Origin of the sequence: Streptomyces sp. NPDC093510 (assembly GCF_040683555.1) — a bacterium.
Lineage (GTDB): Bacteria > Actinomycetota > Actinomycetes > Streptomycetales > Streptomycetaceae > Streptomyces.
In genome coordinates, this window is the sequence record NZ_JBFBEE010000007.1 from 1,571 (window position 1) to 24,668 (window position 23,098).

At 66.6% G+C, this 23,098-nt stretch carries 24 protein-coding genes and 1 pseudogene; 9 read left to right on the forward strand and 16 right to left on the reverse strand.

Features of this window, described 5'->3' with window-relative positions; translation table 11 throughout:
- Positions 1-476 (reverse strand): ALF repeat-containing protein (locus tag AB0N81_RS12930; protein WP_365357847.1); only part of this gene is annotated, 476 nt, incomplete at its 3' end.
- A gap of 236 nt (positions 477-712) precedes the next feature.
- Between AB0N81_RS12930 and AB0N81_RS12935 the strand changes: the two are divergent.
- Positions 713-919 (forward strand): annotated as a pseudogene (locus AB0N81_RS12935) (alpha/beta fold hydrolase); the annotation flags it as partial.
- 570 nt (positions 920-1,489) lie between these two features.
- Entirely contained in the window at positions 1,490-1,696 is a 207-nt protein-coding gene (locus tag AB0N81_RS12940; RefSeq protein WP_365357848.1) for a hypothetical protein, read from the forward strand.
- Positions 1,697-1,853: 157 nt separating this feature from the next.
- Here AB0N81_RS12940 and AB0N81_RS12945 read toward each other — a convergent pair whose 3' ends face one another.
- The 5 genes from AB0N81_RS12945 to AB0N81_RS12965 form a co-directional block, all read right to left on the reverse strand.
- Complete coding sequence (locus AB0N81_RS12945; protein ID WP_365357849.1) at positions 1,854-1,976, reverse strand: hypothetical protein; 123 nt, start codon at positions 1,974-1,976, stop codon at positions 1,854-1,856.
- A gap of 1,198 nt (positions 1,977-3,174) precedes the next feature.
- Complete coding sequence (locus AB0N81_RS12950) at positions 3,175-6,489, reverse strand: RHS repeat-associated core domain-containing protein (RefSeq protein WP_365357850.1); 3,315 nt, start codon at positions 6,487-6,489, stop codon at positions 3,175-3,177.
- A gap of 265 nt (positions 6,490-6,754) precedes the next feature.
- Positions 6,755-7,234: a hypothetical protein gene (locus tag AB0N81_RS12955; RefSeq protein ID WP_365357851.1), complete on the reverse strand. Its 480-nt coding sequence runs from the start codon at positions 7,232-7,234 to the stop codon at positions 6,755-6,757.
- A gap of 260 nt (positions 7,235-7,494) precedes the next feature.
- Positions 7,495-7,734: a hypothetical protein gene (locus tag AB0N81_RS12960; RefSeq protein ID WP_365357852.1), complete on the reverse strand. Its 240-nt coding sequence runs from the start codon at positions 7,732-7,734 to the stop codon at positions 7,495-7,497.
- Positions 7,735-7,878: 144 nt separating this feature from the next.
- Positions 7,879-8,235: a hypothetical protein gene (locus tag AB0N81_RS12965; RefSeq protein ID WP_365357853.1), complete on the reverse strand. Its 357-nt coding sequence runs from the start codon at positions 8,233-8,235 to the stop codon at positions 7,879-7,881.
- Between the two features lie 152 nt (positions 8,236-8,387).
- On the opposite strand from AB0N81_RS12965, the gene AB0N81_RS12970 reads away from it, so the two are divergent.
- Positions 8,388-10,772, forward strand: coding sequence for a hypothetical protein (locus AB0N81_RS12970; protein WP_365357854.1), 2,385 nt, complete (start codon positions 8,388-8,390; stop codon positions 10,770-10,772).
- 76 nt (positions 10,773-10,848) lie between these two features.
- Here the strand turns inward: AB0N81_RS12970 and AB0N81_RS12975 are convergent, their stop codons facing one another.
- The 4 genes from AB0N81_RS12975 to AB0N81_RS12990 all read right to left on the reverse strand — a co-directional run bounded on the left by AB0N81_RS12975 (position 10,849) and on the right by AB0N81_RS12990 (position 13,662).
- A complete protein-coding gene (locus AB0N81_RS12975; RefSeq protein ID WP_365357855.1) occupies positions 10,849-11,532 on the reverse strand; it encodes a hypothetical protein in 684 nt (227 codons plus the stop codon).
- Positions 11,533-11,566: 34 nt separating this feature from the next.
- A complete protein-coding gene (locus AB0N81_RS12980; protein WP_365357856.1) occupies positions 11,567-11,776 on the reverse strand; it encodes a hypothetical protein in 210 nt (69 codons plus the stop codon).
- 134 nt (positions 11,777-11,910) lie between these two features.
- The gene (locus tag AB0N81_RS12985) at positions 11,911-13,305 is read right to left on the reverse strand and encodes a Mucin-2 (protein WP_365357857.1); all 1,395 of its coding nucleotides are present in this window, start codon (positions 13,303-13,305) and stop codon (positions 11,911-11,913) included.
- Positions 13,306-13,440: 135 nt separating this feature from the next.
- On the reverse strand, positions 13,441-13,662 hold the full coding sequence (locus AB0N81_RS12990; RefSeq protein WP_365357858.1) for a hypothetical protein: 222 nt from the start codon (positions 13,660-13,662) through the stop codon (positions 13,441-13,443).
- A gap of 47 nt (positions 13,663-13,709) precedes the next feature.
- Between AB0N81_RS12990 and AB0N81_RS12995 the strand changes: the two genes are divergently transcribed.
- Positions 13,710-13,937 carry a hypothetical protein gene (locus AB0N81_RS12995; RefSeq protein WP_365357859.1) on the forward strand — a complete coding sequence of 76 codons (228 nt, stop codon included), beginning with the start codon at positions 13,710-13,712 and terminating at the stop codon, positions 13,935-13,937.
- Between the two features lie 494 nt (positions 13,938-14,431).
- A complete protein-coding gene (locus AB0N81_RS13000) occupies positions 14,432-15,007 on the forward strand; it encodes an Imm21 family immunity protein (RefSeq protein WP_365357860.1) in 576 nt (191 codons plus the stop codon).
- Between the two features lie 73 nt (positions 15,008-15,080).
- On the opposite strand, the gene AB0N81_RS13005 is transcribed toward AB0N81_RS13000, so the two are convergent.
- The 5 genes from AB0N81_RS13005 to AB0N81_RS13025 all read right to left on the reverse strand — a co-directional run bounded on the left by AB0N81_RS13005 (position 15,081) and on the right by AB0N81_RS13025 (position 18,763).
- On the reverse strand, positions 15,081-16,409 hold the full coding sequence (locus AB0N81_RS13005; protein ID WP_365357861.1) for a zinc ribbon domain-containing protein: 1,329 nt from the start codon (positions 16,407-16,409) through the stop codon (positions 15,081-15,083).
- Between the two features lie 781 nt (positions 16,410-17,190).
- Positions 17,191-17,484 carry a hypothetical protein gene (locus AB0N81_RS13010; RefSeq protein ID WP_365357862.1) on the reverse strand — a complete coding sequence of 98 codons (294 nt, stop codon included), beginning with the start codon at positions 17,482-17,484 and terminating at the stop codon, positions 17,191-17,193.
- Positions 17,481-17,810: a helix-turn-helix transcriptional regulator gene (locus tag AB0N81_RS13015; protein WP_365357863.1), complete on the reverse strand. Its 330-nt coding sequence runs from the start codon at positions 17,808-17,810 to the stop codon at positions 17,481-17,483. Before AB0N81_RS13015 ends, AB0N81_RS13010 begins: the two co-directional genes overlap by 4 nt.
- Positions 17,807-18,271, reverse strand: a complete 465-nt coding sequence (locus tag AB0N81_RS13020; RefSeq protein ID WP_365357864.1) for a tyrosine-type recombinase/integrase — start codon at positions 18,269-18,271, stop codon at positions 17,807-17,809. The genes AB0N81_RS13015 and AB0N81_RS13020 overlap by 4 nt, the downstream gene beginning before the upstream one ends.
- Positions 18,272-18,538: 267 nt before the next feature.
- Positions 18,539-18,763 carry a hypothetical protein gene (locus tag AB0N81_RS13025; RefSeq protein WP_365357865.1) on the reverse strand — a complete coding sequence of 75 codons (225 nt, stop codon included), beginning with the start codon at positions 18,761-18,763 and terminating at the stop codon, positions 18,539-18,541.
- Between the two features lie 747 nt (positions 18,764-19,510).
- Here AB0N81_RS13025 and AB0N81_RS13030 point away from each other — a divergent pair.
- From AB0N81_RS13030 to AB0N81_RS13040, 3 genes are all read left to right on the forward strand, one after another.
- Positions 19,511-19,840, forward strand: coding sequence for a helix-turn-helix domain-containing protein (locus AB0N81_RS13030; RefSeq protein ID WP_365357866.1), 330 nt, complete (start codon positions 19,511-19,513; stop codon positions 19,838-19,840).
- Positions 19,830-20,339, forward strand: coding sequence for a hypothetical protein (locus AB0N81_RS13035; RefSeq protein WP_365357867.1), 510 nt, complete (start codon positions 19,830-19,832; stop codon positions 20,337-20,339). The genes AB0N81_RS13030 and AB0N81_RS13035 overlap by 11 nt, the downstream gene beginning before the upstream one ends.
- A gap of 223 nt (positions 20,340-20,562) precedes the next feature.
- Entirely contained in the window at positions 20,563-21,045 is a 483-nt protein-coding gene (locus AB0N81_RS13040) for a tyrosine-type recombinase/integrase (RefSeq protein ID WP_365357868.1), read from the forward strand.
- A gap of 423 nt (positions 21,046-21,468) precedes the next feature.
- On the opposite strand, the gene AB0N81_RS13045 is transcribed toward AB0N81_RS13040, so the two are convergent.
- On the reverse strand, positions 21,469-22,467 hold the full coding sequence (locus tag AB0N81_RS13045; RefSeq protein WP_365357869.1) for an ArsR family transcriptional regulator: 999 nt from the start codon (positions 22,465-22,467) through the stop codon (positions 21,469-21,471).
- Positions 22,468-22,606: 139 nt separating this feature from the next.
- Between AB0N81_RS13045 and AB0N81_RS13050 the strand changes: the two genes are divergently transcribed.
- A complete protein-coding gene (locus tag AB0N81_RS13050) occupies positions 22,607-22,996 on the forward strand; it encodes a hypothetical protein (protein WP_365357870.1) in 390 nt (129 codons plus the stop codon).
- The last annotated feature ends 102 nt before the right edge of the window (positions 22,997-23,098 follow it).

Sequence of the window (23,098 nt, forward strand, 5' to 3'; positions counted from 1 at the left end):
GCGAGCAGACGCGTGATGGCGACGCGGTCGTCCTCGGCCTGGGCGATGCGGTAGCCGGTCTCCAGCCAGGCGCGCATCGCCTCGGGGTCGTTGGCGCCGAGGAGGGCGTTGGCTTCTCGTGTCACACGCCGGCCGCTGTCCGGGTCGGCGAGCAGACGCGTGATGGCGACGCGGTCGTCCTCGGCCTGGGCGATGCGGTAGCCGGTCTCCAGCCAGGCGCGCATCGCCTCGGGGTCGTTGGCGTCCAGGAGGGCGTTGGCTTCTCGTGTCACACGCCGGCCGCTGTCCGGGTCGGCGAGGATCCGGACTATGGCCACCCTCAGATCGTCGGCGTCCGGCTCGTCCGCGGACGAGGACACCGCGGGCACCGTCACCGCAGTCGGTGCCGCCGTGGCGGCGAAGGACGGGGTGGCGAGCAGGAGGGCCGGGGCAAGGATGCCCGCGGCGATGCCGGGCGCTACGCGATGCAGTCGCAAGGGGAATGCTCCTCTTCGTTCGCGACGGAGGTGAGTTGAGGACGCCTTAGGGCGTTCACTTCGGTGATGCTGCCACCTGGGTCTGACAGTGGCAGTCGCCCCGCTGCGGTCGCAGGGCACCGTCGCCGCGGACGTAGCCGGTGTTTCATGGCGACGCGCCTTTGAGAAGGGAGGCCTTGAGCGCGGCTCGTGGCTGTCGGGGCGTGATCGGGGCGAGACGATTCCTGGGGGCGGTCGTGGTGTGGTCCGAGCGTGTGGTGGTGCGCGACGAGGTTCGGCTTGTCTGCCGGGACCGGGGCGGGCCGGGTGAGCCGGTCGTGCCGCTGCACGGCTTGGCCGGTCATGCGGGTGAGTGGGAGGTGGTGGCCTCGCGGCTGATTGCCCGGTATCAGGTCGTCGCGGTCGATCAGCGCGGGCACGGCGCGAGCGAGCGTCATCCTTACGCTCGGACATCCACCTCAACCTGCTCCAACTCGTTTGCAGCATCATCTGCTTGAGACGACTCCGAACTTCATTTGAAACGAGCAGTAAGGAGGGCACGGTCCGCTTCAGCCCGACCCCACGGCGGCCGCCCTGGCCGCCCGGCGCACCAGCCTCCCGGCTGAGGCTTAGCTGCGGACGAGAAGCGTGACGACCCTCGCCTGCGGGTTCCCACTGGCATTTCCGATGTCGGGACCGCTGACATATCCATGTCGGACGACACGAGTCGCCGGGAGACGGCCCTTCGTTCCTCCGTGCTCGCTACGGTGGTGACGATGCCGCAGGCCGGAGCGAGGCCGCAGACATGGGCGGGGCGCGCGGCTGGGTGCTGTCGAGCCGCCGCGGGCGCGCAGGCCGGGACGGTACGGGTGGTCACCGGCAGCCGGGCCCGGAAGGCGAACGACCAGGGGGCCCGCGACTTCGGGATCTCCACCGGCCTTTCTGCCTGGAGATCGAGCACGGCTTCTATATCTCCTGGCCCTTCCCGGCGATCGGCTGATCGAGGCTTCGTCCGCTCCGCCTGGTTCCCGTGGTTGTTCACCACCGGGCAGGGGGTCGCCTACAGCGCCCCGCGCGGCGGTGCCAACGTCTTCCTGCTGATCTTCGGCTGGGGTGCGTTCATCTACGCCGGGATGATCGCCCTGTACTTTCTCGCCCGCGCCCTGTGGTCCACCGACGGCATCGGCGAGGCCGTGGCCAGCGAGGGGGTCGCTCTGCGCGAGCCTAAGGCAGGCGCCTGAGCTCTGCTCAGTCCGCGGCCCGATCGTCATCCAGGTGGCCCATGGCGTAACCGCGCTCCTCCGGATGACGGGCCATTACCCACGCGGTCCGGGCATCCATCCCCTTTCATTTCTCTCAGCCGTGTACTGAGAAAAACACGGAAGTTCTGAAGGCGGTCTAGACGATGACCATGGTGACCCACTCGACCAGGACGTGCGACAGGTCGAGTGCGGCAGAAGAGCAGGTCAGCGGGGCTCCCGTGCTATGGGTTGAGGCGTGGAACACCTCAACCAACGGCACGGGAGCGTTGTGTGTTGCGGGAGGTCTCTGCCAGCCCCGTATTCAGGACCGCCGACTTCCTTGGTTGGCCCGTATGCCACCCATGAACATGTAACCGAAAAGAACAATGAGCATGGGTATGCCTATAACCCACCTGGCACCTTGCCCCAGCCCTGACATCCACACCATGATCGGCCAGAAGATAAGCCCTAGAATCATCAAGCCGCCAAGGAAAACACTGAGACGCTTTGAATGCCGGCTCATCCCCTGTCCTTTCGTTCGACTGCGAAAGCACTTGCGCGCTCCCGCAGTCGCCCCATTCCCCCACCCGCGGCTGGGGAATTCGAATTTCGGACTCTTTACTTCTTGAGCGCCTTCATTCCCATTTTGCCAACGAGCCAGCGCCACCAGTTGCCGCTCCCAGAGCGCCCTGTTCTGCGCATGCCTTGCCAATCGAATCCCCCTCGATGGCGGCAGTGATTGACCCTCCCAGGCACCCACCGATAGCACCGCCCGCGACCGGCCCAGCACACCGTCAAGAGCTGTACTGGCGTCGGCGTCAACGACGCCCTCATTTGACCCTGATACGCGATGGCCCCGCCCAGACATCTGGGCGGGGTCATCGTCTACCTTGTCCTTGCTCTGCGTTGCCGATTCCGGAACACCCAGAGCCCTATGAATGCGAGCAAGGCAGTGGTGAAAAGCACTGATGCTGCGACGCGCATGACAAGCCACGCGTTGCCAGACGGGTGCCACAGTGCTTCTGCCAGGTTCAACATAACCGCGAGTGAAAAAGGTAAGCCATGCAGCGCTTTTAGCGCCGCTGGCATACTTTTCCAACTCACTAATTTTCCTCTCACTCAGCCACCGGAAACCGGTACGACGGGGAAACCTTCTCCGGCATGCTTGCGCGTTCCACGGCCCGTAACCGCGCCCCGGGGCTGCACCAGGAATCATCTTCTGCCTTTCGCGGCCTGACGCCTAATCATCAAGCCGCCCAGGAAGAGACCGAACCCTGCGGCGGCCACACCCGCCCCCAAAAGCCAGTAGTCCCCCCGACTGGCACCTATTGATACGCAGAGAACCCCGAATAGTGTTGCCAGAACGGTGAATACGGTCAGTTTCACTTCGGGTCGCACGGGTTTCCCCTTTGGCCAGGTTGATAGGAGTGGCCGCAGACTCTTCGCGGCCACTCCCAGTCAAGCGTTCCGATGAAGCATTATCCGTAGGAGATGATGTCAGCGTTCATGAATGCAGCCCCCGCTCCGACTGCGCATGCGGCACCACCTGCGGCTACCGTGCCAGGAGTCCCGAAGAACCCCGTAGCAGCGGTAAGAATGCCGGATTCACCGGCAGCACCGACTCCAGCGAGGCATCCTGTGGCTGCGGTGACGACCTTCTCAGCCACGTCCATCACGTCGGAGAAGCCAAAGAGCCCGGTTGGGTCGATGCGGTTGACGGGGTCGCCCTCGGCGTAGAGGTAGGGATTCTCCTCTTGGCCGGAGGGGTCGGGCTGGGTGAAGCGGCCGATGTTGGGGTCGTAGTAGCGGGCCGCATAGTGGTAGAGGCCAGTCGGATCCTGGTAGCCGCCGGCGAACCGGTAGGGCTGGACGACCTTCTCCGAGGACGTCGACCGCTCTACGCCACGGGGGCTGTAGCTATACGTGTTGGCCTTCGCCCCCGATTCGTCGGCGAGCGCGACGACGGAGCCGAGCGCGTCGGTGAGGTAGAAGTACGTCTTCCCGTCCTGGGCCATGGAGTTGAGTGTGCCCCCGGGTTCGCGGTTGAAGCCGGTGTCGACGCCGCCGGTGGAGGCGGCGGAGAGGCCGTGGGGGCCGTTGTGGAAGTAGGTGTCGCCGAGTTTGATGCGTTCACTCTGGTCGGTGGAGCCGTACTGGCCCGCGTAGGTCTTACCCGCGACGGTCAGCGAGGTGAGCTGGCTGTGATCGGACCACTTCTCCCCGGTCCGGGTGCCCTCCGAGGTAGAGGCCCCAGCGGTCTCGTTGCCTGCCAGGTCATAGGACCAGTTCGTCGACGAGCCGTTCTTCGCGGTGATCTGCTGGGCGTCGTTGACGCTGTACGTCGTGCCGCGCGGGCAGCCCTCGGCGGTGCCCTGGCTCGTGAGGTTGCCCGCCAAGTCGTAGCAGTACTGCCAGGACGAGTTGAGCGTGGAGCCCTTGTTCTCGGCGGCGTAGGAGAAGCGTCCGGCGCCGTCGTAGGTGTAGCTGGTCTTCATGCCGGTCACCGCGTCGGTCTTGGTGCGGATCTTGTCGCCGTCGGTCTTGGCGTCGGTGCCGTACCCGTAGGTGTAGGTGAGGTCGACCAGGGTGCCCTTGCCGGAGGTCGCTTTGATGTTCTTGGGGCGGCTGGAGTTGTCGACATCGACAATCTGCACGGTGCCGCCGGGGTAGGTGGTCTGGGTGCGGACGTCGTTGTTGTTGTACTTGTACGTGGTGCTCTTGCCCGCCGGGTCCTTGAACTCCTTGAGCTTGTTGACCTCGTTCCAGGTGTAGTCGGTCTTGCCGGCCGGGTCCTGGTAGTAGTCGACGTTGCCCGCGGGCGTGTAGGCCAGCAGGGTCTGCGAGCCGTCCTGCAGGGTCCGGACCGTCTCGCGCTGGAGCGGGTCGAACTGGTAGGTGACGGTGCCGGTGGAGTCGTCGCGCTGACGCAGGTTGCCGTCACCGTCGTACCAGTAGCGGACCGTTCCGTTGCTGGTGGAGACCGTCTTGATGCGGTCGAGGTGGTCGTAGGTAAAGACCTTCTTGATGCCCCTGCCGTCGGTGAGGGTCTCGGTGCGGCCCAACTCGTCGTAGGTATAGGTCGTCTGCCCCAGCGGTTTGGGCGGGGTGGCCTTCGTGAGGTTGCCCTTGCGGTCGTAGGTGAAGGACGTTTTCACCGTCTTCGTGGACGACATCTTCGTCTGGGCCGTGCACCGCTGGCCCTCAAAACCGCCGCAGTCGGGGGTGGCGGGGTTGTAGGTGTAGGAGACGTGTCCGCCGCCGGTGCCGGTCTGCGCCACCGACTTGGTGTTCCCGGCCGTGTCATAGGTGTAGGAGGTCTTCTCGCCGTCGGCGTTGGTGGAGTCCTTGGGCTTGTCGCCGCCAGCGATCGTCTGCCAGCTGGTCGTCGACTTCCCGCCGGTCGGCGACTTTATGGACTCCAGGTTGTTGCGGGTGTTGAAGCCGTAGTCGGACACGTTGCCGGGCGTGGTGCCGGTGCCCATGGCGTCGGTGGCGGTGTCGACGTTGTGGTTCGCGTCGTACTTCGTGGACCGCTTGTGGTCCAGCGCGTCGGTGACCTTCTCGACTTCTCCGTCACCGTCGTGCTCATAGCGCGTCACGTGTTCTTCGGGGTCGGTGACCTTCGTCGTCCCCGCAGCGGTGGGTGAGGACGCGTCGTACTCGTAGGTCCAGGTGGGTCCGGTGTGGCCGGAGCCGTTGAAGTCGGTGGCGCGCAGCATGGAGGTGACGCGGTTGGCGCTGTCGTAGGTGAAGACGGTGACGCGACCCTCGGCTGTGGTGATCTTGGTCAGGCGGTTGGAGGTGTCGTAGCCGAAGGTGGTGGTCTTGCCTTCGGCGTCGGTGGTTTTGTGCAGGTTGCCGTCGGGGTCGAGGTCGAAGACGGCGGTGCGGCCGGAGTTGTCCTTGGCCTGCCACTGCGAGGCGTCGGTCTTGACCAGGTCGATCCAGCGGTCCGAGCGGGTCTCGGTCAGCTTGAACCCCTGGTGCTCGCTGCCCTTGTCATGCTGGGTGACGGTGATGGCGCCCTTGTTCTTGTCGGTGACCTTGGTCAGGGTGCCGTGCTCGTTGTAGGTGTCCTTGGTGTGCGACTTCCAGTTGGTGACGATGTAGGTACCGTCGGCGTTCTTCTTCAGCTCCTTGGAGTAGCCCTTGGGCGTGGTGAAGGAGCCGTCGGCGGCCTTCTTGAACCGCAGGGTGTCGCCGGAGGCGTCGTACAGCACCACTTCGCCCTCGAGGACTTGGAGGTAGCGCTCGTACTGCTGCCACCACCGCTGGGAGACCTTGCCCCAGGGCGCGTCCAGCGAGTTGTAGGTACGCGCCAGGGTCAGCTCCTGGCCGACCCCCGCGATGGAGAAGTCGGTGGCCGTCAGCATCAGGTTGCCGGTGGAGTAGTTGATCCGGGCCGTCAGCGCGTCGGTGATCGCGAAGTTGCTGATCCGGTGCCACGGCACGTCACCCTGGCCCTCGGGCACATGGGCCGGGATCTCATGGACGGAGCGAGAGGACGCCGACGCCGGCTCTGTCCCCTCGGCGCGCTTCTTCTGCTGCGCGCGCCAGGCCGCGACCTCGTCCGAGGGCGTGCGTTCGGCCTGCGACGCGACGGGTTTGTTGGTGCCGACCTTCACGTCGGGCATCGTGAACGACGGAGCGTCCTTGCCCCACGCCGACCCTGGCTCCTCGGCCGCGGCAGTACCGGTCGCCGGCAGCAGGGACAGGGTGAGAGCGCCGGTGGCCAGAGCGGCGGCGGTGGCGAGGCTTGTTCTCTTCCGGGCACGCGAAACACGCGCACCCATGGTGCGTTGCATCAAGACTTCCCCCCACAGGAAGACGGACCTCGCAGACCCCAGCGGTCACGAGGGGCCCACAATCTGGCACACGTCGCTCCCGAGGCACGCGGCGATTCTCTCGAACGGTCGTTCCATGTGAAATGAAATGGCCTTCATGCAAGATCGGTACAAAACGGCCGGAATTTCACGGAGCCCACCCGCCTGAACACGACCGTTGCACCCCGCGCGCCAAGCACCGACGGCTAAGTGGCCGAGAAGACGCGGTCATGGGCTACACGCGCGGGGATTGTCGTCTCAATCCGCAGCCACTTCGGGCGTACAGAAAGGCAGAGCTGCGGCGGACATCGGCGAGCGGCGGCTGCCGCTCCGCATGGTGCCACCTGGTCGGCAGGAGCACCTGCGCACCAACATCGGCCTCGAACACAGGGCCCGGACCGGGGCCTCGGGCAGTCAGCTGGCGTCGGGGCGCTGCCCCACGAACTGGCAGCAGCTCGATGATCTGAGCCTGGTTCTGGTCGATCTCGTGGCTGCCTGCCTCGACCTTCTGGTCCAGGTTGCCGACCTGGAGGCGCACCGCGATCTCTTCGAAACGCCGGGACGGCGCAGCGAGCTCGTTGTGAGCGATGGGGGCGCACGGCTCCTCATGCGCTTCCACGGCAAGAACCATCGACGGCGTCACCATCGGGCGCCAGGCCGTATGGATCAGCGGCGTCTGCTGCGATGGCCGAGCCAGCCGGTCAGCCGCGACCACCGAGGACGTGGCGGCGGAGGCGGCGACGCGGGCAGCGGCGGCTGGGGGGGCATGGTGGGCACGGGCGGCAACGAATCGCCATATCCTCGAGCGCCCCGCGCGTGAGTGTAAAAAGCGAGGAGGCCCGTACACGCTGTGCGTGAACGGGCCTCTGATCGAGCGCCGGGCAGGCCTTGCACCTGCATTTCCCCGCAGGAAGCGGGGCGTCTTTCCTTGGACCACCAACGCATCGCCGGTTGCCGCGCGTTGTGGCGACCAGTTCAAGATCTACTGTATCGGACAGAGAGGTGGGGGTGCGACATGAGGCGGGCGTTGGGCGCGAAGGCGGAGTCGGGAGACCGGGCCAGTGCGGCTCGTGCGCGGAAGCGTTTGAGGTAGTAGGCCATAGCGGTACCGTTCGTGCTGCCGGCGAGGATCGCCTTTTCCCAGCAGACAGCGACCGCTTCCTTGAAGAACACCCGGGCTGACGCCTTCTCGTGGTCGCCGGCGGTGACTTCCACCAACAGGCCCTCGGGGCCTTGTCTGCGCCCAGGCGCCGGAAGGTGGCCGGTGGCGCAGCCGCTCCGGTTGGGCAGTTCCTCGGCCGGCGCGGTCTCGGCGGTGTCGGGGCGGTCGCTCAGGGACGCCGCGAGGATGACCAGTTGTTAAACGAACTGAGGGCGGCCCAGCACCGGGAACTCGAGGTCGGGGTGTTGGTCGTAGCTGGCGGTCACAGAAGCGGTGACGAATTCGATGACGGCCTGGGCTGCCTGTGTGCGCGGGCTCGTGCGGCTGAGCCGGCTCAGGACACGCAGGAGCGTGGACAGGCTGGTGTCGGCGGTCATTACCTGGCAGGCCGGGGCCTGTTCGCCGGTGTCGGCGGTGTCACCGTCTTGCGGGGAGTGAACGACGGCCTGGCCCTGCCACAGTGCAGCGGCGTAGGTGTCACCGCGGGCGAGGTGTTGCAGGTAGAGGCAGTAGGAGGCAGCGGGACGTCGCCGGCGCCGGCGGCGTACTGCCACCAGAAGCGGGCGCCGTCGTCAGCGGCCGGCGAGCTGCAGGGTGCAGGGTGCAGGGTGCAGGGTGCAGGGTGCAGGGTGCAGCCAAGGATCCAGGCGGCGCGCGGTTGGGGGACCTGTTCGGTGAGGAAGTCGGCGAACTGATCGATCGTGCAGTGGGTGACGACCGCTTCGCACAGGGCGGTGAGGCTCTGTGCGGCGCGGTCGTCGACCAGGTCGGGTCCGTCGTCCCGCAGCAGGAAGTCCTCGGTGAGCCGGGTGTAATCCAGGTCGTCGTGGCCGACGACGTCGGAGGGGACGTCAGCGCGGCCGCAGCCGACGAGAAGCCGTCGGCGACACCGCCCCACGTGTTCGGCGCTCCCGGCGCAGCAGGGCGGGCCGCAAACGGGATACCGAACACCCCCAAGGGACCCCAGGTCGGGCCGCCGTTCACGCAGACCTCCGGCGTGTGGCAGACCAACACTGAAACACCCGCCCTGCGTAACACGGTCATCGACGCGGACGGCGACACCACGACCTCCACGTTCGAAGTCTGGACCGCAGACGCCGCGTGGAAGCCGGTCTCCAAGGTCAAGCTGAGCGACACCAACCAGTACGGTGTCCTCGTTTCCGACTACGTGGCATCCGGCAAGCCCACCTCGGTCAACGTCCCCAAGGGCAAGCTGAAGAACGGCGTCTCCTACCTCGTCCGCTCCTCCGCCTACGACGGCAAGGCATACGAGTCCGACTGGTCACCGTGGTCCAAGTTCAAGGTCGCAGTGCCGGTCGTGGAGAAGCCGGCCAAGCCGACCAGTGTCGCCAACAACGGTAAACCGGGCGAGTTCACCGTCAACCTGCCCGCCGGCCACACGGCGAAGTGGGTGGAATGGCAGCTCGACGGTGCCGCGTGGAAGCGCGTTGACGCCGTCGGTAAGACGTCGGTGACGTTCGACACCAGCCTGCGTTCCGCCGACACCGGCCTGCATTCCGCGGTCGCCCGCGCCTCGCACACACTGAACGTCCGCACCGCCAACGATGGCGGAGCATCCGATGCCGTCAGCGTGGCGTTCAGCGGAAACGGCACCAGCACCGGTGGCGATTACTCCGTCGACCTCAAGCTCCCCGATCCGGATACGAACAGCCCGAACCCGGATCAGTCGGCACAGGTCCCCACCGGCGTGATCACCCGACCCCTCGGAGCCCCCGTCTCCAACAGCCCGACGGCGAGGAAGACCCCGCTCAAGGAGCAGTGCGGCCCGGTCGACAAGAACGGCGCCCAGGCATGCTTCGGCCCGTCCCTCACGTTCGACGAACTGCCCCCCGAGGTCCAGCAGAAGCTGAAGGAACAGCAGAAGCGGGTCAAGGAGAAGGCTGCACGCGCGCCGGGAGCCCGAGCCGCCAACGGCATGACCGACTGGTGCGCCACCAACCCATCGGGTGAGAGCAGGGCCGCGTTCGCGACCCGCACTGTCGAGTGCGAGAGCAAGACGCTCCCCGCCTACTACAAGATGGACGGCAAGCCGTACGCCACCGCGTACTTCAGCATGACCCGCGAAATCTCGCTGGACGGCACCACCACCTGGACGCAGCGCGTCAACATCAAGCCCGTCCTCATCTCGCCGCTGTTCCGGGCCATCGAGATGGTCATGAAGGACCAGTTCTGCACCGGCCATACGCAGTGCAAGGACCCCGGTAAGGCGCCGTACGAGGACTGGGACGGCAAGCCGCTGTGGACGTCGGCCGCCGACACCCACGAAGCCAACCTCAAGACCACGTTCACCTGGGACGACACAGAAAAGGAGCGGACCTTCGACTTCCGCACCGACTTCCGCATCGCCGGAATCCTCCAAGCCGGTAACACGCCCGGCCTCCAGGACGTCGGCTACCAGTGGGGCATGGACGACCCGTCCGACCTCGAAATGATCCGCTGCGACACGAAGAAGGCCTTCGGCAAGAGCGGCTGCATCTTCGTCAACGTCGCCCCCACGTACACGTTCAACGCGGCCAAGTTCCCGCAGGCCGCAGCACACGCCTGGCTGCTGCAGGAGAAGCTGCCGAACACCATGGGCGTGAAGACCCGTAACACGCCGCTCTACTACCTGCCAGGTGGCCGCAACGGCAAGAACCGTGCCGTGGTCTGCGACGAAGACGGCTGGGCCAACAAGTACGGCGACCTGGGCGCGATGCAGGATGCGACCGACAAGCCGAACTGCGACGAGTTCGCGTTCAACGCCTCGTACAACAGTGCTGGCCAGCCCAAGAGCGAGGACGGCCTCAACCCGGTGGCTTCCGGCTCCGAGTGCGTGCAGACCTTTGCGAAGAAGCAGGCCGACGGCGTGCACCTGCTCAACATCGACGGTATGAAGCCGACCTGGAAGGAGGTCTGCGGACGCTCAGCGATCTCCGGAAAACACAACTCCGGGTCCATGTCCGCGTTCTCCGCGGGCTTCGCGAAGAAGCTCCGTCTCGACGACCGCGACGCGTACTGGCTCGAGACCGGCATGAGCGGCGACTGCGAGGACAAGAACGGCGTCTTCAAGTGCACCATGAAGACGAGCTGACCCTGTAACAGCACTGGGGAGGGGCGGCACACCAGCCAGGCGTGCCGCCCCTCCCCTCTTTGTGTCCTGGTCGCCTCTACACGGGCTCCGGCAGTACCACCGCGGGCAGCTGTCCCTGTTCGATGTCGTCCCGGTCGATCCGGATGCCGAACAGGCAGCCGACGGCCCGATACACGGCCGGCGCCCAGTCCGACAGGCCCATCTGTGACCACGGACGGGCCGGAGGAGCGAGCCGGGCATGGACGGCACCGTATGCAGCGAGCCTGTCGTCAAGAACGGACAGGCGGGCCGCGGTGTCTTCGGGAAGCGCGGAGTACCCGTCCAGGAAGGCCGTGCCGAAATCAGCCGACCATGCCATCCGGTCATCGGCCGGAGAGGAGTAGAGGATCATGGCAGGCGCATCGTGGCGGTTGAGCGTCACGCACACCATCTCCTCTCCTTCACGGGACAGAACGTCATCGTTGTCGAACTGGGAGAGGAACACTGTGGCCGCGTCCCCGTCCTCCAGGACAAAGGACCAGTCGCCACTGGTTCCGACCATGGCGAGCGACCCTTCGACGTCGTCCGGGATGGTGTAGTCCCGGTACGCGACCGGCGTCCCGGTCGTGACAGCGCCCAGGTGGTCGAGCCACGCGGACGTGTCAATGCCGCGTATCGCGGTCAACGAGATCCCGTCACGCATACCTGGTGTGTCGCGAGACGGCGTGTCGGCGCAGGCGTGCTCGCCGATCCAGGAGAGGTCGTGGTGATCGTTGTGCATACTCCCACGGTATCCGTCGGTCCGGGTCAGAGAATCAGCTCGTCGGCAGGAAGGCCGCAGGCGACGCCTGGAAGGGCAGCGGCCACGGCCTGGTCTTCGGGGATTGGTCAGGCCTCGCCGTCACGTAGAGCGGCTCGATGGTCTCGGCGAGCTGCTGCGAGGACCGCTCCAGCGCTTCCGCGGCTTCCCTCAGCTGGGCGAGGATGTCCTGCTCGGGCTGCTCGGTGTCGGCCTGGTCAGTCATGTGTTTCTCCTGGTGGGCTTGGGCGGGGCAGCGGGCGGTGTTCTCCAGGTAGCGGGCGACGGAGTCGACGAACCGCTGGTCGGTGGATCGCAGCCTTCACTTTGGGGTGCGAGCAAGTCGGTTCCGCCCGGCAGTCAGGCGGGAACGCCAGCCCGGTCCAGGACGGCGGCCATCTCGTCCTCGGGGAGCGCCGGGTTGGCACCCGCGCTGGATGCCAGTTCGGGGACGAGGAGGGCCTCGCGGAGCCGGTGGAACGGGAGGCGCGGATCGCGGGCCGCCGCCTGACGCGTCCAGACGACGGGGTCGTGGCTGAGCCGTTCGATCAGCTCCGGCGTGGCGGCCGGATCCCGTACGGCCAGTCGGCGGTAGTTCCCGTCGGGGTGGTTCCCGTAGCGGGTGGCCAGGCCCTCGCAGGGAAACCGAGGGTGCGTCTCCGCCATCCAGGCGGAGAACGTCCCACCCAGCCGCGCAAACACCCGCATCAGGACCTCCTCCGGAGCGTCGGGATGGTGAATGCCCAAGAGGTTCTCCACCACCGGGTCCTCGACGCGTGCAAGCAGGCGCAGCAGGTTAGGCGGCAGATGGGGGCTCCGGGCGGCGGCGCGCTGGAGCAGCGGGTGAGCGGAGGTCGCGGCCCGGCGCATTACCTCGGGGTCGGCGAGCCCGTCCCGTACCCACCACACGCCGTCACCCCTGTCGAGATCCCCGGCCGTGAAGTCGATGGCCATGCGCCGCGTCTCGTCCAGCTCGGGCCGAAGGGAGACGGCGAGCCGTACGGCCTCGTCGGGGTCCACGGCGAGCCGCTCTACGAGGTCGGCGGCCAGCGACGGGTTCTCGGCGAGGGCCGCCAGGTGCGTCCGCTCGGCGAGGCACCGCTCGGCGCCGGCACGGTCAAGGAGCCCGCAGCGCAGTGCCTCGGCGGCGGACTTCGGGTCGCGGAGGAGTTCGGCGGTCACGCGGGCGTCCCGCCGGCACTCCTGCAACTCGGCGGCCCGCCGCACCTCGGGGTCGGGGTCGGCCAGCAGTGCCGACCGCTCGCCCGCCGACAGGGACGGCCATGCACGCACCGCTTCCCGGCGCGCTGCCGCACGGTGATGAGTGGCCATCGATGCCACGAACCATGGCGCCAGATGGGGCGACTCCAGCAGTGCCGCGCGTACGGAAGGCTCCGGGTCGTCGAGCAGGCGGGCGCACACGGCATCCGGGAGCGGCGCGACCCTTGCGCGCGGATCGTACACCTCGGGTCCATATGCGAGAGCTGCCCGCACCTTGGGAGAAGGATCGTCCGCGAGTCGAGCCCGCTGTGCAGGCTCCGCCCTGACACTCATGGCGAAATCGATCCGGGCCCCCGGGTTCGGGTGGGCCAGGATCAGCGCGACGGCCGACTCGGGGAGTCCGGCCCGGTGAAGAACGTCACGGGGCGGACGGTCACCGTCTGCCCCGAGGGCGAGCAGGCGCAGCAGCAGCGGCGTCGGCAGCGCCGGATTTCGGGCCACTCCGTCCAGCGCGGATGCGTGGAACGCAACCATGATTCCCCTACCCCCTGTGTCTTCCCCGACCGGTCACGCCCATGATCTCGTATGCCATGCACGACATCTGTCGACCACCGTCGCACCAGTCCTTGAGGCTTTGACCAGCACAGATGCCTACCCAGGGGAGGGCTCCTAAGCCACCAGCCCAACAGAAGTGACGTAAGCCAGGCACGCACCCCAGCCCTTCCGAGGGTTCACGCCGTCGGCGACATCCGTCGCCGACGGCGCACCCTTACCCGCGGCCTGTCGGTCGGTCTGACCGATCACGTGATCCGCCAGGTTGTGCCCGACCGCAAGGACCGCCCACACCGCCCCGAACGTCGCCAGCGTCGCAACATGCTCAATGCTCGTCACCGGGCACCTCCCACGCGGCACAGCCGCGAGCAAGTACGGTCCGCACCATGCGGCACTTCGTCCTGGACTCCAACGCGGTGGACCCGATCGCACTGCACTCGGGTGCCTACGAGGCGGTTCGCGCAGCTGTCGACAGCGGAAACGTCGAGATCCTCTTCCCACACGTCACCGTCGATGAGCTGGCCGAGACCGGTGATCTGGAGAAGCGGCGTCTGCTACTTCTCGTGCTGATTCAGCCTTGGCCGTCTCGTCCCGAGCGGTGGATTCGTCCTTAACGTTTCGCGCCTTGACCAGGCCCGCTTGAGCAGTGGGACATCGACGCTTGAGGAACTGAGGTCGGGCTCTGAAGGGCATACCCGTGACGCCCTGATCGGCGTCACCGCCCAATACGAGCAATGCGTCCTCGTGACAGGGGATGATCGTCTGACGAAGAGGGCTCGGGAACAGGACATCGAGGTCATGCACCCTCGTGACTTCCTCGCGGACCTGGGCTTCCGAATTAGCTGAACGTGCCGGGTGCCTGCCCTCACCAACCAAACGCCCGCGCGGCCCTGGGTTGGTGCAGAGAAGATCCAGCGCATACGCGCCGGTCCCCAGATGTGCGGCGGGCTTTCCCTCTGCGGTGGTCGGGTGTGCGGGGTGGGCGGCGCTGCCGAGGTGGTAGAACTCGGAGCGGTGCAGGGTTTTGGCGAGTGTCGGTAGGTTCGGATATTGGCTGGTGCGGAATAGCTCCCCAGCCGCTGTCGGTGGAAGTGTGCAGACTGATCGCATGACGACGTCTCGCAACAGCTCTCGATACCTCCACGCCGACCTCGCTTGGGTGCGGTCGATGGGTGGCCCATTGATCGTTATCCCGACCTCTGCTGTGGACCAGTGGGGTGGCTGCACGGAGGACGGGATCATCGTCGGCGGGACTGAGGTTGCCGACGATTACGACCGCGCATGCGACGTAGAGGGCTGGGCCGGGATCGTCGGCGTTGGTGTGGAAGCCTCGGGGTTGGTGTTGGCGGACGAACCAGCCACGACCTGCTACCTCTCCGAACAGAACGTCTTCGTGCGGTGGCTCGCCGCTAATTCAGATGTCGAGCTCCTTGAGGCCGCGAGGACCGTCTTGGACGATCCCGCCACCGACTGGGAGGACGGTGGGGTGTGGGAGACCGATGGATCGGCGGTTCTCCTGGACTCCGCCGTAGCCGGAGCGGACCTCGCTGTGGAGTACCCGGACCAGGGAGGTCTCCCGGAGCAGGCCCAGGTTCCTGTGCCCGCAGGACGCTGGAGCGTTCGCGCGACTCATAAGACGGGCGACTTCCCGTGGGTGGGGGTCGTCCAGCTCCTTCCTGCATGACTCTCACGTATTGTCGGTAGTTTCGCGCGGATCACCGAGGCCAACCCGCCGATGCGACGCATTCGTCTGTCGCTCAACTAAGCGGGGAACGACCTGCAACCTCGGCCGCGTAGGCGGTCCTGACGGCTCCGGCCGACCATCGCTCGGCAGCCGGGGCGCTGACGCCGAGGAGGCGTTCGAGAATGGCCGGCGGCATTGTGGTGCAGATGTCGAGCAGGGCCGCGCATCGTCCGGATTCGGGTGGGAGCCCGATCCTTCGCAGCCGAGCGTTGAGTCGCTTGCTGGTCAGGTGCTGTCCGGGCCGCTGGGTCGGGAAGAGCCAGGGTTTATTGAGCTCGTTCGACGTCGCCGTGTGCTGGTCGTTGGCGATGTCAACGAGTTGGAGGATCAGATCGTCAAGGGGCGGGGGCACTCTCAACGGGATCTTGTAGAGCTGAAGCGAGACGCCGTTCTCGTCCTGGGTGACGTGTTCGGTGGTCAGACGGCAGGTCCGGGCGGGTGTCTGGCCATAGAGCAGGACCATGAGCCCGGCCACGCGGTCCTTTGTCTCGATGGAGTCGTCGTTGAGGAGCTGGCGGGCGATGTCCCAGCGTGCGTTGGCGTCGAGCGGGCGGGGGAAGGCCCGCCGGGGCCGGGCGGGGATGCTGATCTGGGATGCGTTCTTGCTGCGGACGGCCCAGGCGACGAACGGCTGGGCGTTGTAGGGGCCTTGGTGATCCTCGGAGGTGAGCCAGAGGTCGATGTGTGCTTGCTGGCAGGTTGCCAGCGTCTCGCCCTGATCCTTGATCCACTTGAGGAAGGCGATGGCCTTGGCGACTCGGGTCTGGGCGATGTCGGCCGTGTGGGCGGCGATCGCCTTGCCGCGGGTTCGCCGCCGGATGCGGGCGATCAGGTCCCAGCGGGCGAACGCGGCCATCAACTTGCGGTCTTCGAGGTCGTCGATGGTCCCGATCTTCTTCTCGATCCACCGTTCAAGCCGGGCCAGGTACTCGTCCCGGGAGGGCAGGACGCCGACGGAGACGAGGACGGCTCGGAAGTAGTCGACGGCCAGGTCACGCTGTCCGGCTATGTGGGCGTCGAGGCCTTCGTGGCTGAGCTCGCATGCTCCGGAGGCAAGGTCGGCGACGAGTCGGTTGGCCGTGGACGACTCCCGCAGATAGAGCAGTGTCCGGCGGGGATTGAAGTCCAGGAGGGCGGACACGACCTTGTCGAGTTCAGGGCGGATCGTCCCGTCCGGCGAGGTCAGGAGCTTGCGCAGGTGGCGTTCTCCCGCGCATCGTCGACACAGGTCGTAGTGGAACAGTTTCTCGATGGTGCCGCATCCCTTGCACTGCTTGGCGGCCTCCGGGGCTCTCTCCCAGCAGTTCTCGCAGAACGGTCCGCGTGTAGTGCGTGCGACCACGGTTTTCAGTCGCCCACAGTCGGTGCAAGGCTCCGGCTTGGTCAGGCAGGCTCGGCAGCGCGGGGAGCCTGTTGCGCTGTGGAAGCAGGGGCGGGTTTTGCCGCAGGAGGTGCATTGCATGCTGGGTGGTTTGCGGCAGCCGAGACAGATCGGCCCCTCGTCGGTGCGGACGGAGACGGCGCGGAGTCGCCCGCAGCGGATGCACGTCTCCTGGCAGACCGGCTCCTTGTCGCGGCAGTTGTTGCAGAACGGGGCTCCCGCTGCGTCTCTGCCGGCGACGGGACGGGTTCGTCCGCACCACTTGCAGGGCTGGGCCGTGGAGTGATTGTAGCAGGTGCCGCAGACGCGGAGCTTGTTGATCGTGTAGCCGAGCCGGACCGTGCGCTGGCAGCGAGGGCATTTCGGTGCCGGGACGTCTCGTGCACCTGCGTCGCGGAGCGTGCTGACCAGCAGCAACGTCCGGGGCGAGTAGTGGGGAGCTTGTCCGGTCAGGAGCCCCGGCTGGTTCTGAAGGTCCCAGACGAGGCGGCGGGTATGCGGTCCCTTCTCGCCGGTCACCGCCGTGATCACTGACCGGAGATCGGTCTCGTCCAGTCCCAGGCCTGCTCCAGCCAGGTAGTCGAGGAGTTCCGTCTCCGGGTCGTCGGTGCACTGCTTGCGGTAGCAGTTGAGGCAGATGTGTCGGCCATCGCGGTCCCGGCAGGTACTCACCCGCTTCTGCGTGCCGCACTTCGTGCAGGCCCATCCGCCGTCGTCGATCGCTCGCTTGGAGCCGCAGCGGTCACAGATCCGAAGTCCCGCAGCGTGAGCAGGGCGGCCGAACGACGTTGACGGCGCCAGCCTCGATCAGGATGCGGATGAATCGTTCGACCGAGGCCGGACCTTCGGGCCGGCCCGAGGTCAGCAGCCCGTCTTGGAGAGCTTGGGCCAGTCGGACGGCTGCCGCCTTGTTCCCGACGGCCTGTGTGATTGCTGACCGGATGGTCTCCGGGACCTGACCGGGCTCGACTGCGACGACCAGCTCGGTGATGATCGCGTGCGGGTCGGCCGCGGTCCGGCTCGCCTCCTCGTTCATGAGGGACGGGTGATCCGGGCCCGCTTGGGCCGGAATTCGCCGACGCCGGTGGTCTCGGTGCCGTCCGCGGCCTTGTTGGCCCGGGGCCGCCCCGCGGCGACCGGCTCGATCAGGTCGTCCATCGAACAGCCGAGGATGTCGAGCAGGGCCATCATCACCTTGAGGTTGAGCCGTTCCGGGGTCTCGACCACGAGCCGGTAGATCTGGCTGGCGGACAGGTCGATGCCCCGTTCGGCCAGCAGGGGCCGCAGGTCGGTGGTGGAGAACATGCCCTTGGTGGCCATGACTTCGCGCAGGTGCCACTTGTAGTCGAGCTTGGCTGTCATCGTGATCCGCTCAGTTCCGTGGCCCGCGGGCCGGGGTCGCCGTCGAAGGCCAACTCGATGGCCTTGAGCATCATGGTGTTCGCGAAGTCGTCGCTGACCGCGGTGTAGAGGGCGGTCGTGGAGGCGTAGAGGTGGCCGACCTGTTCCTGGATGAACTTCGGGTCGACGCCGTCCTCGATGTTGTGGGTGACGTACGAATGCCGCAGACAGTGCGGCACGAGCTCCTCGGGGAGCCCCAACTCGTCGCGGTAGAGGGCGAACCGGTCCTCGATCTCGCGGACCTGCAGCCGGCCGCCGCGTTCGGTCAGCCAGAGGGCCGGATGGCTCGGGAAGCCGTAGCGGGGACGGACATTGACGACGTAGTCCTCCAGAGCCTCGACCGCCCACGGCATGATGCTGGCGACGTTCCGCCGCCGGGGCCCCGACCCTTTGGTGCCCTTGGCCTTGCGGACATGCATCATGCCGTACCGGCCGAACTGCGGAGCCTTCGCATTGCGGTAGAGGTCGACGACGTCCAGGCCGGACGCCTCCGAGGCGTGTACACACCGCCGATCTGCGGTGCCCCGAACACCGTTCCGTGTTGACAGGTCCCCATACCGACCCGCGGTCGATGGCCAGCGGCGAAAGCGTGAGCAGCCGCTGCGGGGCGATGGCGGCTCGCGGCTCGCGGCTCGCGGCTCGCGGCTCGCGGCTCGCGGCTCGCGGCAGAACGTACCAACCGTGGAACGTTAAGGGTCATCTTCTTTGAGTGCGGCCACAGCCGAGTGCAGTGAAGTCTGTCGTGTGCTTGCCGGCACCACCGATACGCCGATCCGGGCATTCTCGATGCGTTTGCCGTGCGGTTCCAGGCCGTGCCGCTTGGCGAAATCGACCGCACACCTCAACTCTGAAACCTCGTCGTCATCGAGGTCGGTGAAACCGACTCGCCCCTCGGCAATCGGACGCTCGACCAAAACTACTGCCTTCGCCCGCCGCGCCAGCTCGACGGGTTGCTCGCTGTATGGCCTCGGACTGCGCTTTCAAGCGGTCATTCGCGTCCTGCTCCAGCCTTCGTGGACGCCAAAGGCAGGCTGACCCTACCTGAACGCCGTCCGCAAACACCGACCGTCGGAATGACGACCATGCCGCCAACATAAACGGAGCCGACGTCAGTGACTCCACATGGGCCCGACCACCGCTCCAGCGACCGTCAGCAGACCATAGGCCGAACATCATCTCCTGGCCCCTCCTTTCAGGCCCCTCCCCGTCACGAGCCTCAGCAGCTGGCGCCACCATTCATTCAAGGCGGACCGCCGATGGACGAAGCGCAGCCCACGCCCCACTCACCCTGCACAGGACCGAAAGAGCGACCGTCGGCGGTGGGGGTCCCGCGGGACCCCACTTTGACTTCCGGCTGCGTTGACGAACACGGCGGCGAAACAGCCGAAAGGCCATCTGCGCAGCTCAGCGTCCTGCTGCCATCCGACGCGGTAGCAACATAGACCGGAAACGCCGGTTAGCCAAACCGGCCTTTCCAGAGACGATTATGTCGCCAACGTCCGCCCCCGAGCGCAACCACGGACCTAAGCGACAGTTGACGCGTCGCCACTACCGACTCGAAATTCGCCGCGCGCGTTCTCCAGTCGCGAACTGTGTCGTCCGTCTCTGGACTCTTTCACAGATCCGTCTAGTGTTCCGTACTCCCCGGAGAACAGCCGCACTTGCCCAATGAGCCGATAACAACCATTGCCAACGCCGAACCGCATCACGAGAAGGAGGCCGCAGCGTACCCTGCAGCTCCTCGCCATCATGTCGTCTCGCCTGATAACCAAGCGCCTCTCCTGACCAACGCCTGGTATTCAACCAGCGAACTCGCCACGCGCCTGAGAGTGGACGCCTCAACCCTGCGCCGCTGGCGCACCGCCCAGCCTCCTCAGGGGCCGCCTTTCATCCCGGTCTCGGAACGCGTCGTCATGTATAGCGTCCTCGACGTCGAGGAATGGCTGCGCCGCCGACGTACCGTCCCCGCCGAGGGGCTCAATGGCCGATAAGACCATCGTTCCTGTCGGTGTCCGGCTCTCCACTGATATCGAGCACCGCCCTGACCGCCCCACTCCGTATCGGGCACGCGTCCGGTGGACCGACCCCACCAGCAAACGCCGCCAGTCGCTCTCCGAGGGCAAGGACAGCGAAGACGAGGCCCAAGAATGGCTCCAAGCCATCGTCGAAGCCGCACAGGCGGGCCTGACCCCGTCGCTGGCCACCATGAAGCTCGCCGAATACGGCGAAGCGAACATGGACCTCGCCATGCGCGGCCTGGAGTTGAAAACGCTCGACCCCTACCTGTCGGGGTGGCGGATGCGTGTTGTCCCCGCCCTGGGGCACATCGCGGTGCGGATAATCACCAACGGTCTCGTCGACCGCACCGTGCAGAACTGGATCGCCGACGAACACAGCCGCTCCACGTCAAGAACACGATCGCCGTCCTGGTCCGTGTCATGGAACAGGCGGCCCGGGACGGCATCATCAAGGTCAATCCCGCCCGGGTGACCGGCTGGCAGAAGCTCTACAAGCAAGCAGAGGACGAACTCCTCGACCCACGGGCGCTGGCTCTGCCCGACTGGGAGACCCTCGTTGCGCTGGCCGACGCGCTCGTTGCCGCCTCCCACGACCACTACCGCGGTTGGGGAGATGTGGTCCTCTTCGCCGCGTGCACTGCCGCACGGATCGGCGAGGTCTCAGGCTGCCGTGTCGGGGACATCGACACCACCCAGTGGATCTGGACCGCGCGGCGTCAGACCACACCCGCGCCTGGCGGGCTGACCACAAGGGCACCAAGGGAAAGCGGGCCCGAAAAGTGCCCATCATCGAGGAGATCCGCCCCCTCATCGCCCAGCGCATACTGTCCGCCGGCCCCAACCCCGACGCCCGCTTGTTCACCGGCCCGCGCGGCGGACGCATCTCCACCGCCGTCCTGCGCGACGCCACACACTGGGACACCGTGGTCACCAAGCTCGGCTACGAACACCTACGCCGCCACGACCTCCGGCACACCGGACTGACCTGGTTCGCCGATGCCGGAGTCCAGGTACACGTCCTACGCAGGACCGCCAGCCACGGTTCACTGACCACCACGCAGCGCTACCTGCATCCAGACGTACACAAGATTACGGCTGCCGGCACCGCGCTCTCCGCCCACCTCAGCGCGCTGCGCGCACCACGCTCGCTGCCAAGCCCGATCGTCATGACCCGCTGACCCCGGTCACGCACGCCGGTCCCCAACTGGCCCCCAAAACGATCAAGGGCCGGTTTCGGATACGGCTGTGTGGTCAGCAGCCGGCTGCTGCTCGTGGTCGCTCATGACAGGCTCCCGGGCGTGGTGTGGCGTCGCCTCCACGGTGTAGCGCCGGGTGAGAGCGCAGCGCTGCCCCTCCTGCCCGCTCAGGGCGTTTCGACGCTGAGAGGGAGTCCGGCCGGCGTGAATCCTGCCGTCGCCGCTGTACGGCAGTTCTCGAGGAGCTCTCGAGGCTCGTTACGAGCTCCCGTTCAGTCGAAAGGCTGGACGGGAGCTCGGCAATTTTGGGGTGTGTTCGAGGTGATGTCCGTACACGGACGGGGCCTCGGGCGTACGTCCGCCTTCGGTGGTGTGTCTGTCGACGTAGCCGCGGCTGCGCTGGATTCAGGCGATGCCGCTGGGCTGGGCACGGAGCAGATCGAGACCCAGCGGTGTAGTGCCATGCCGGACGCTCGTTCCGGTGCGATGGGTGGTGATGAGTCCCGCGTGGCGCAGTGCGGCGGTGTGGTGGCTGACGGTGGAGGGGGCCAGAGCGGCGGTGGCAGCAAGTCTCGTGGTGGTGATGCCGTCAGTGGCGGCGATGGCACGCAAGAGCATGGCGCGTCTGCCACCTAGCAGTGCGGCGAGCGTGTCAGCCGCATGCGTTCGGCCGGGCCCAGGCCCCGGGCGCCAAGGCTCTATAGGAAGAATGGGGAAAACCACCGTCATCGGCGGGGTGTGGTTGACGCAGAAGGCGTTGGTCGGAGTGAAGAACGACGGCACCAAGTGAAGCCCCCAGCCGTCGAGGTGCACATCCTGGTCGAACAGTTCGTGGCTCACGTCCAGGACGGGTGGGTTCCAGCGGATCGAGGGGTGCAGGCTTGCGAGGAGCGCGTCCAGACCTTGGCGGGACAGCGTCTGTGTCAGGCCTCCTACGACGGTTTCGAGGTCGGCGGTCAGTCGTCGATGCACAGGCTGGATGACTGCCTGGTGGTAGTCACGCATAGCACGTTCCAGGGCGCGCAGCACCAGGGGTGATCCCCGGCCCAACTCCCGTGCCCAGAGCGGGAGTCTACGACGCTCGGCCAGCTGACCCATGTCACGGCTGAGCAGGGAACGCGGGGTGCTCAGCACGCGCTCCAAGCCGCTCTCCAGGCCGGGCTCGGCTTCGATCGGGGACAGGAAATCGGGGCAGGGGCCGCTGGGCGGCACGAGGGTCAGCAAGTGATGCGCGCTCCGGGGCAAGCGCAACCGTGCCCATGCCTGCCAGGGCGCTGTCGCTGCACCGCTGTCTCTCAACTGCAGGGCGCGCAGGCTGCGTTCGATCTCCCACATCAGCGGGGATTGCCGAGCAATCGTTACTTTTCGTAAATCGTCGCCACTGAAGTGGATCCGTACACCCACAGTTCCCCGATTCTATCGAATGTCCAGCTATTCGAAGCAGATCGAATGGGTTGGCCCCTCACAGGATCACGGCAAGAGTCGTTCTCGCACAATGCAGTTCTACGCCGATCACGTCACACAGCGGGAAAGGGGAATATTCATGCACGCACGCGTAAAGGGAATCCTCGCCACTCTCGGTATGACCGGGGCGCTCGGCGCGGGCCTGTTGCTCGGCGCGCCGTCCGCGATGGCCGACGGCGGGGTGTGTAATCCGGGCTGCGAGGCCAACGTCGAGTTCCAGTCTCACGGCGAGATCTTCACCGTCCACGACTACGCCTCCAACGGGGTCGGCACCATCGGCCTGATCGACATCAAGGTCAACGGCGTCTGGAATGCATACGACGACGTCATCAACGCGAAGGGGTACAACGCGCCTCCTGTGGTCGTCAACTACGAGATCGCCGAGGGTACGCCGGTGCGGTACAAGGCGTGTCAGCACAATTCCAGCGGCCCGTACGACTGCAGCGGCTGGTACTACGACAAGGCCTGAGCCTCCGAACGCGCGCCCCTGGTGCCTTCACGGGCCGGGGGCCGTGCGACCGAGACGCCCCCCGCCCCCGCCGCGTCGCCGAACGCATCGTTGACTTGAACA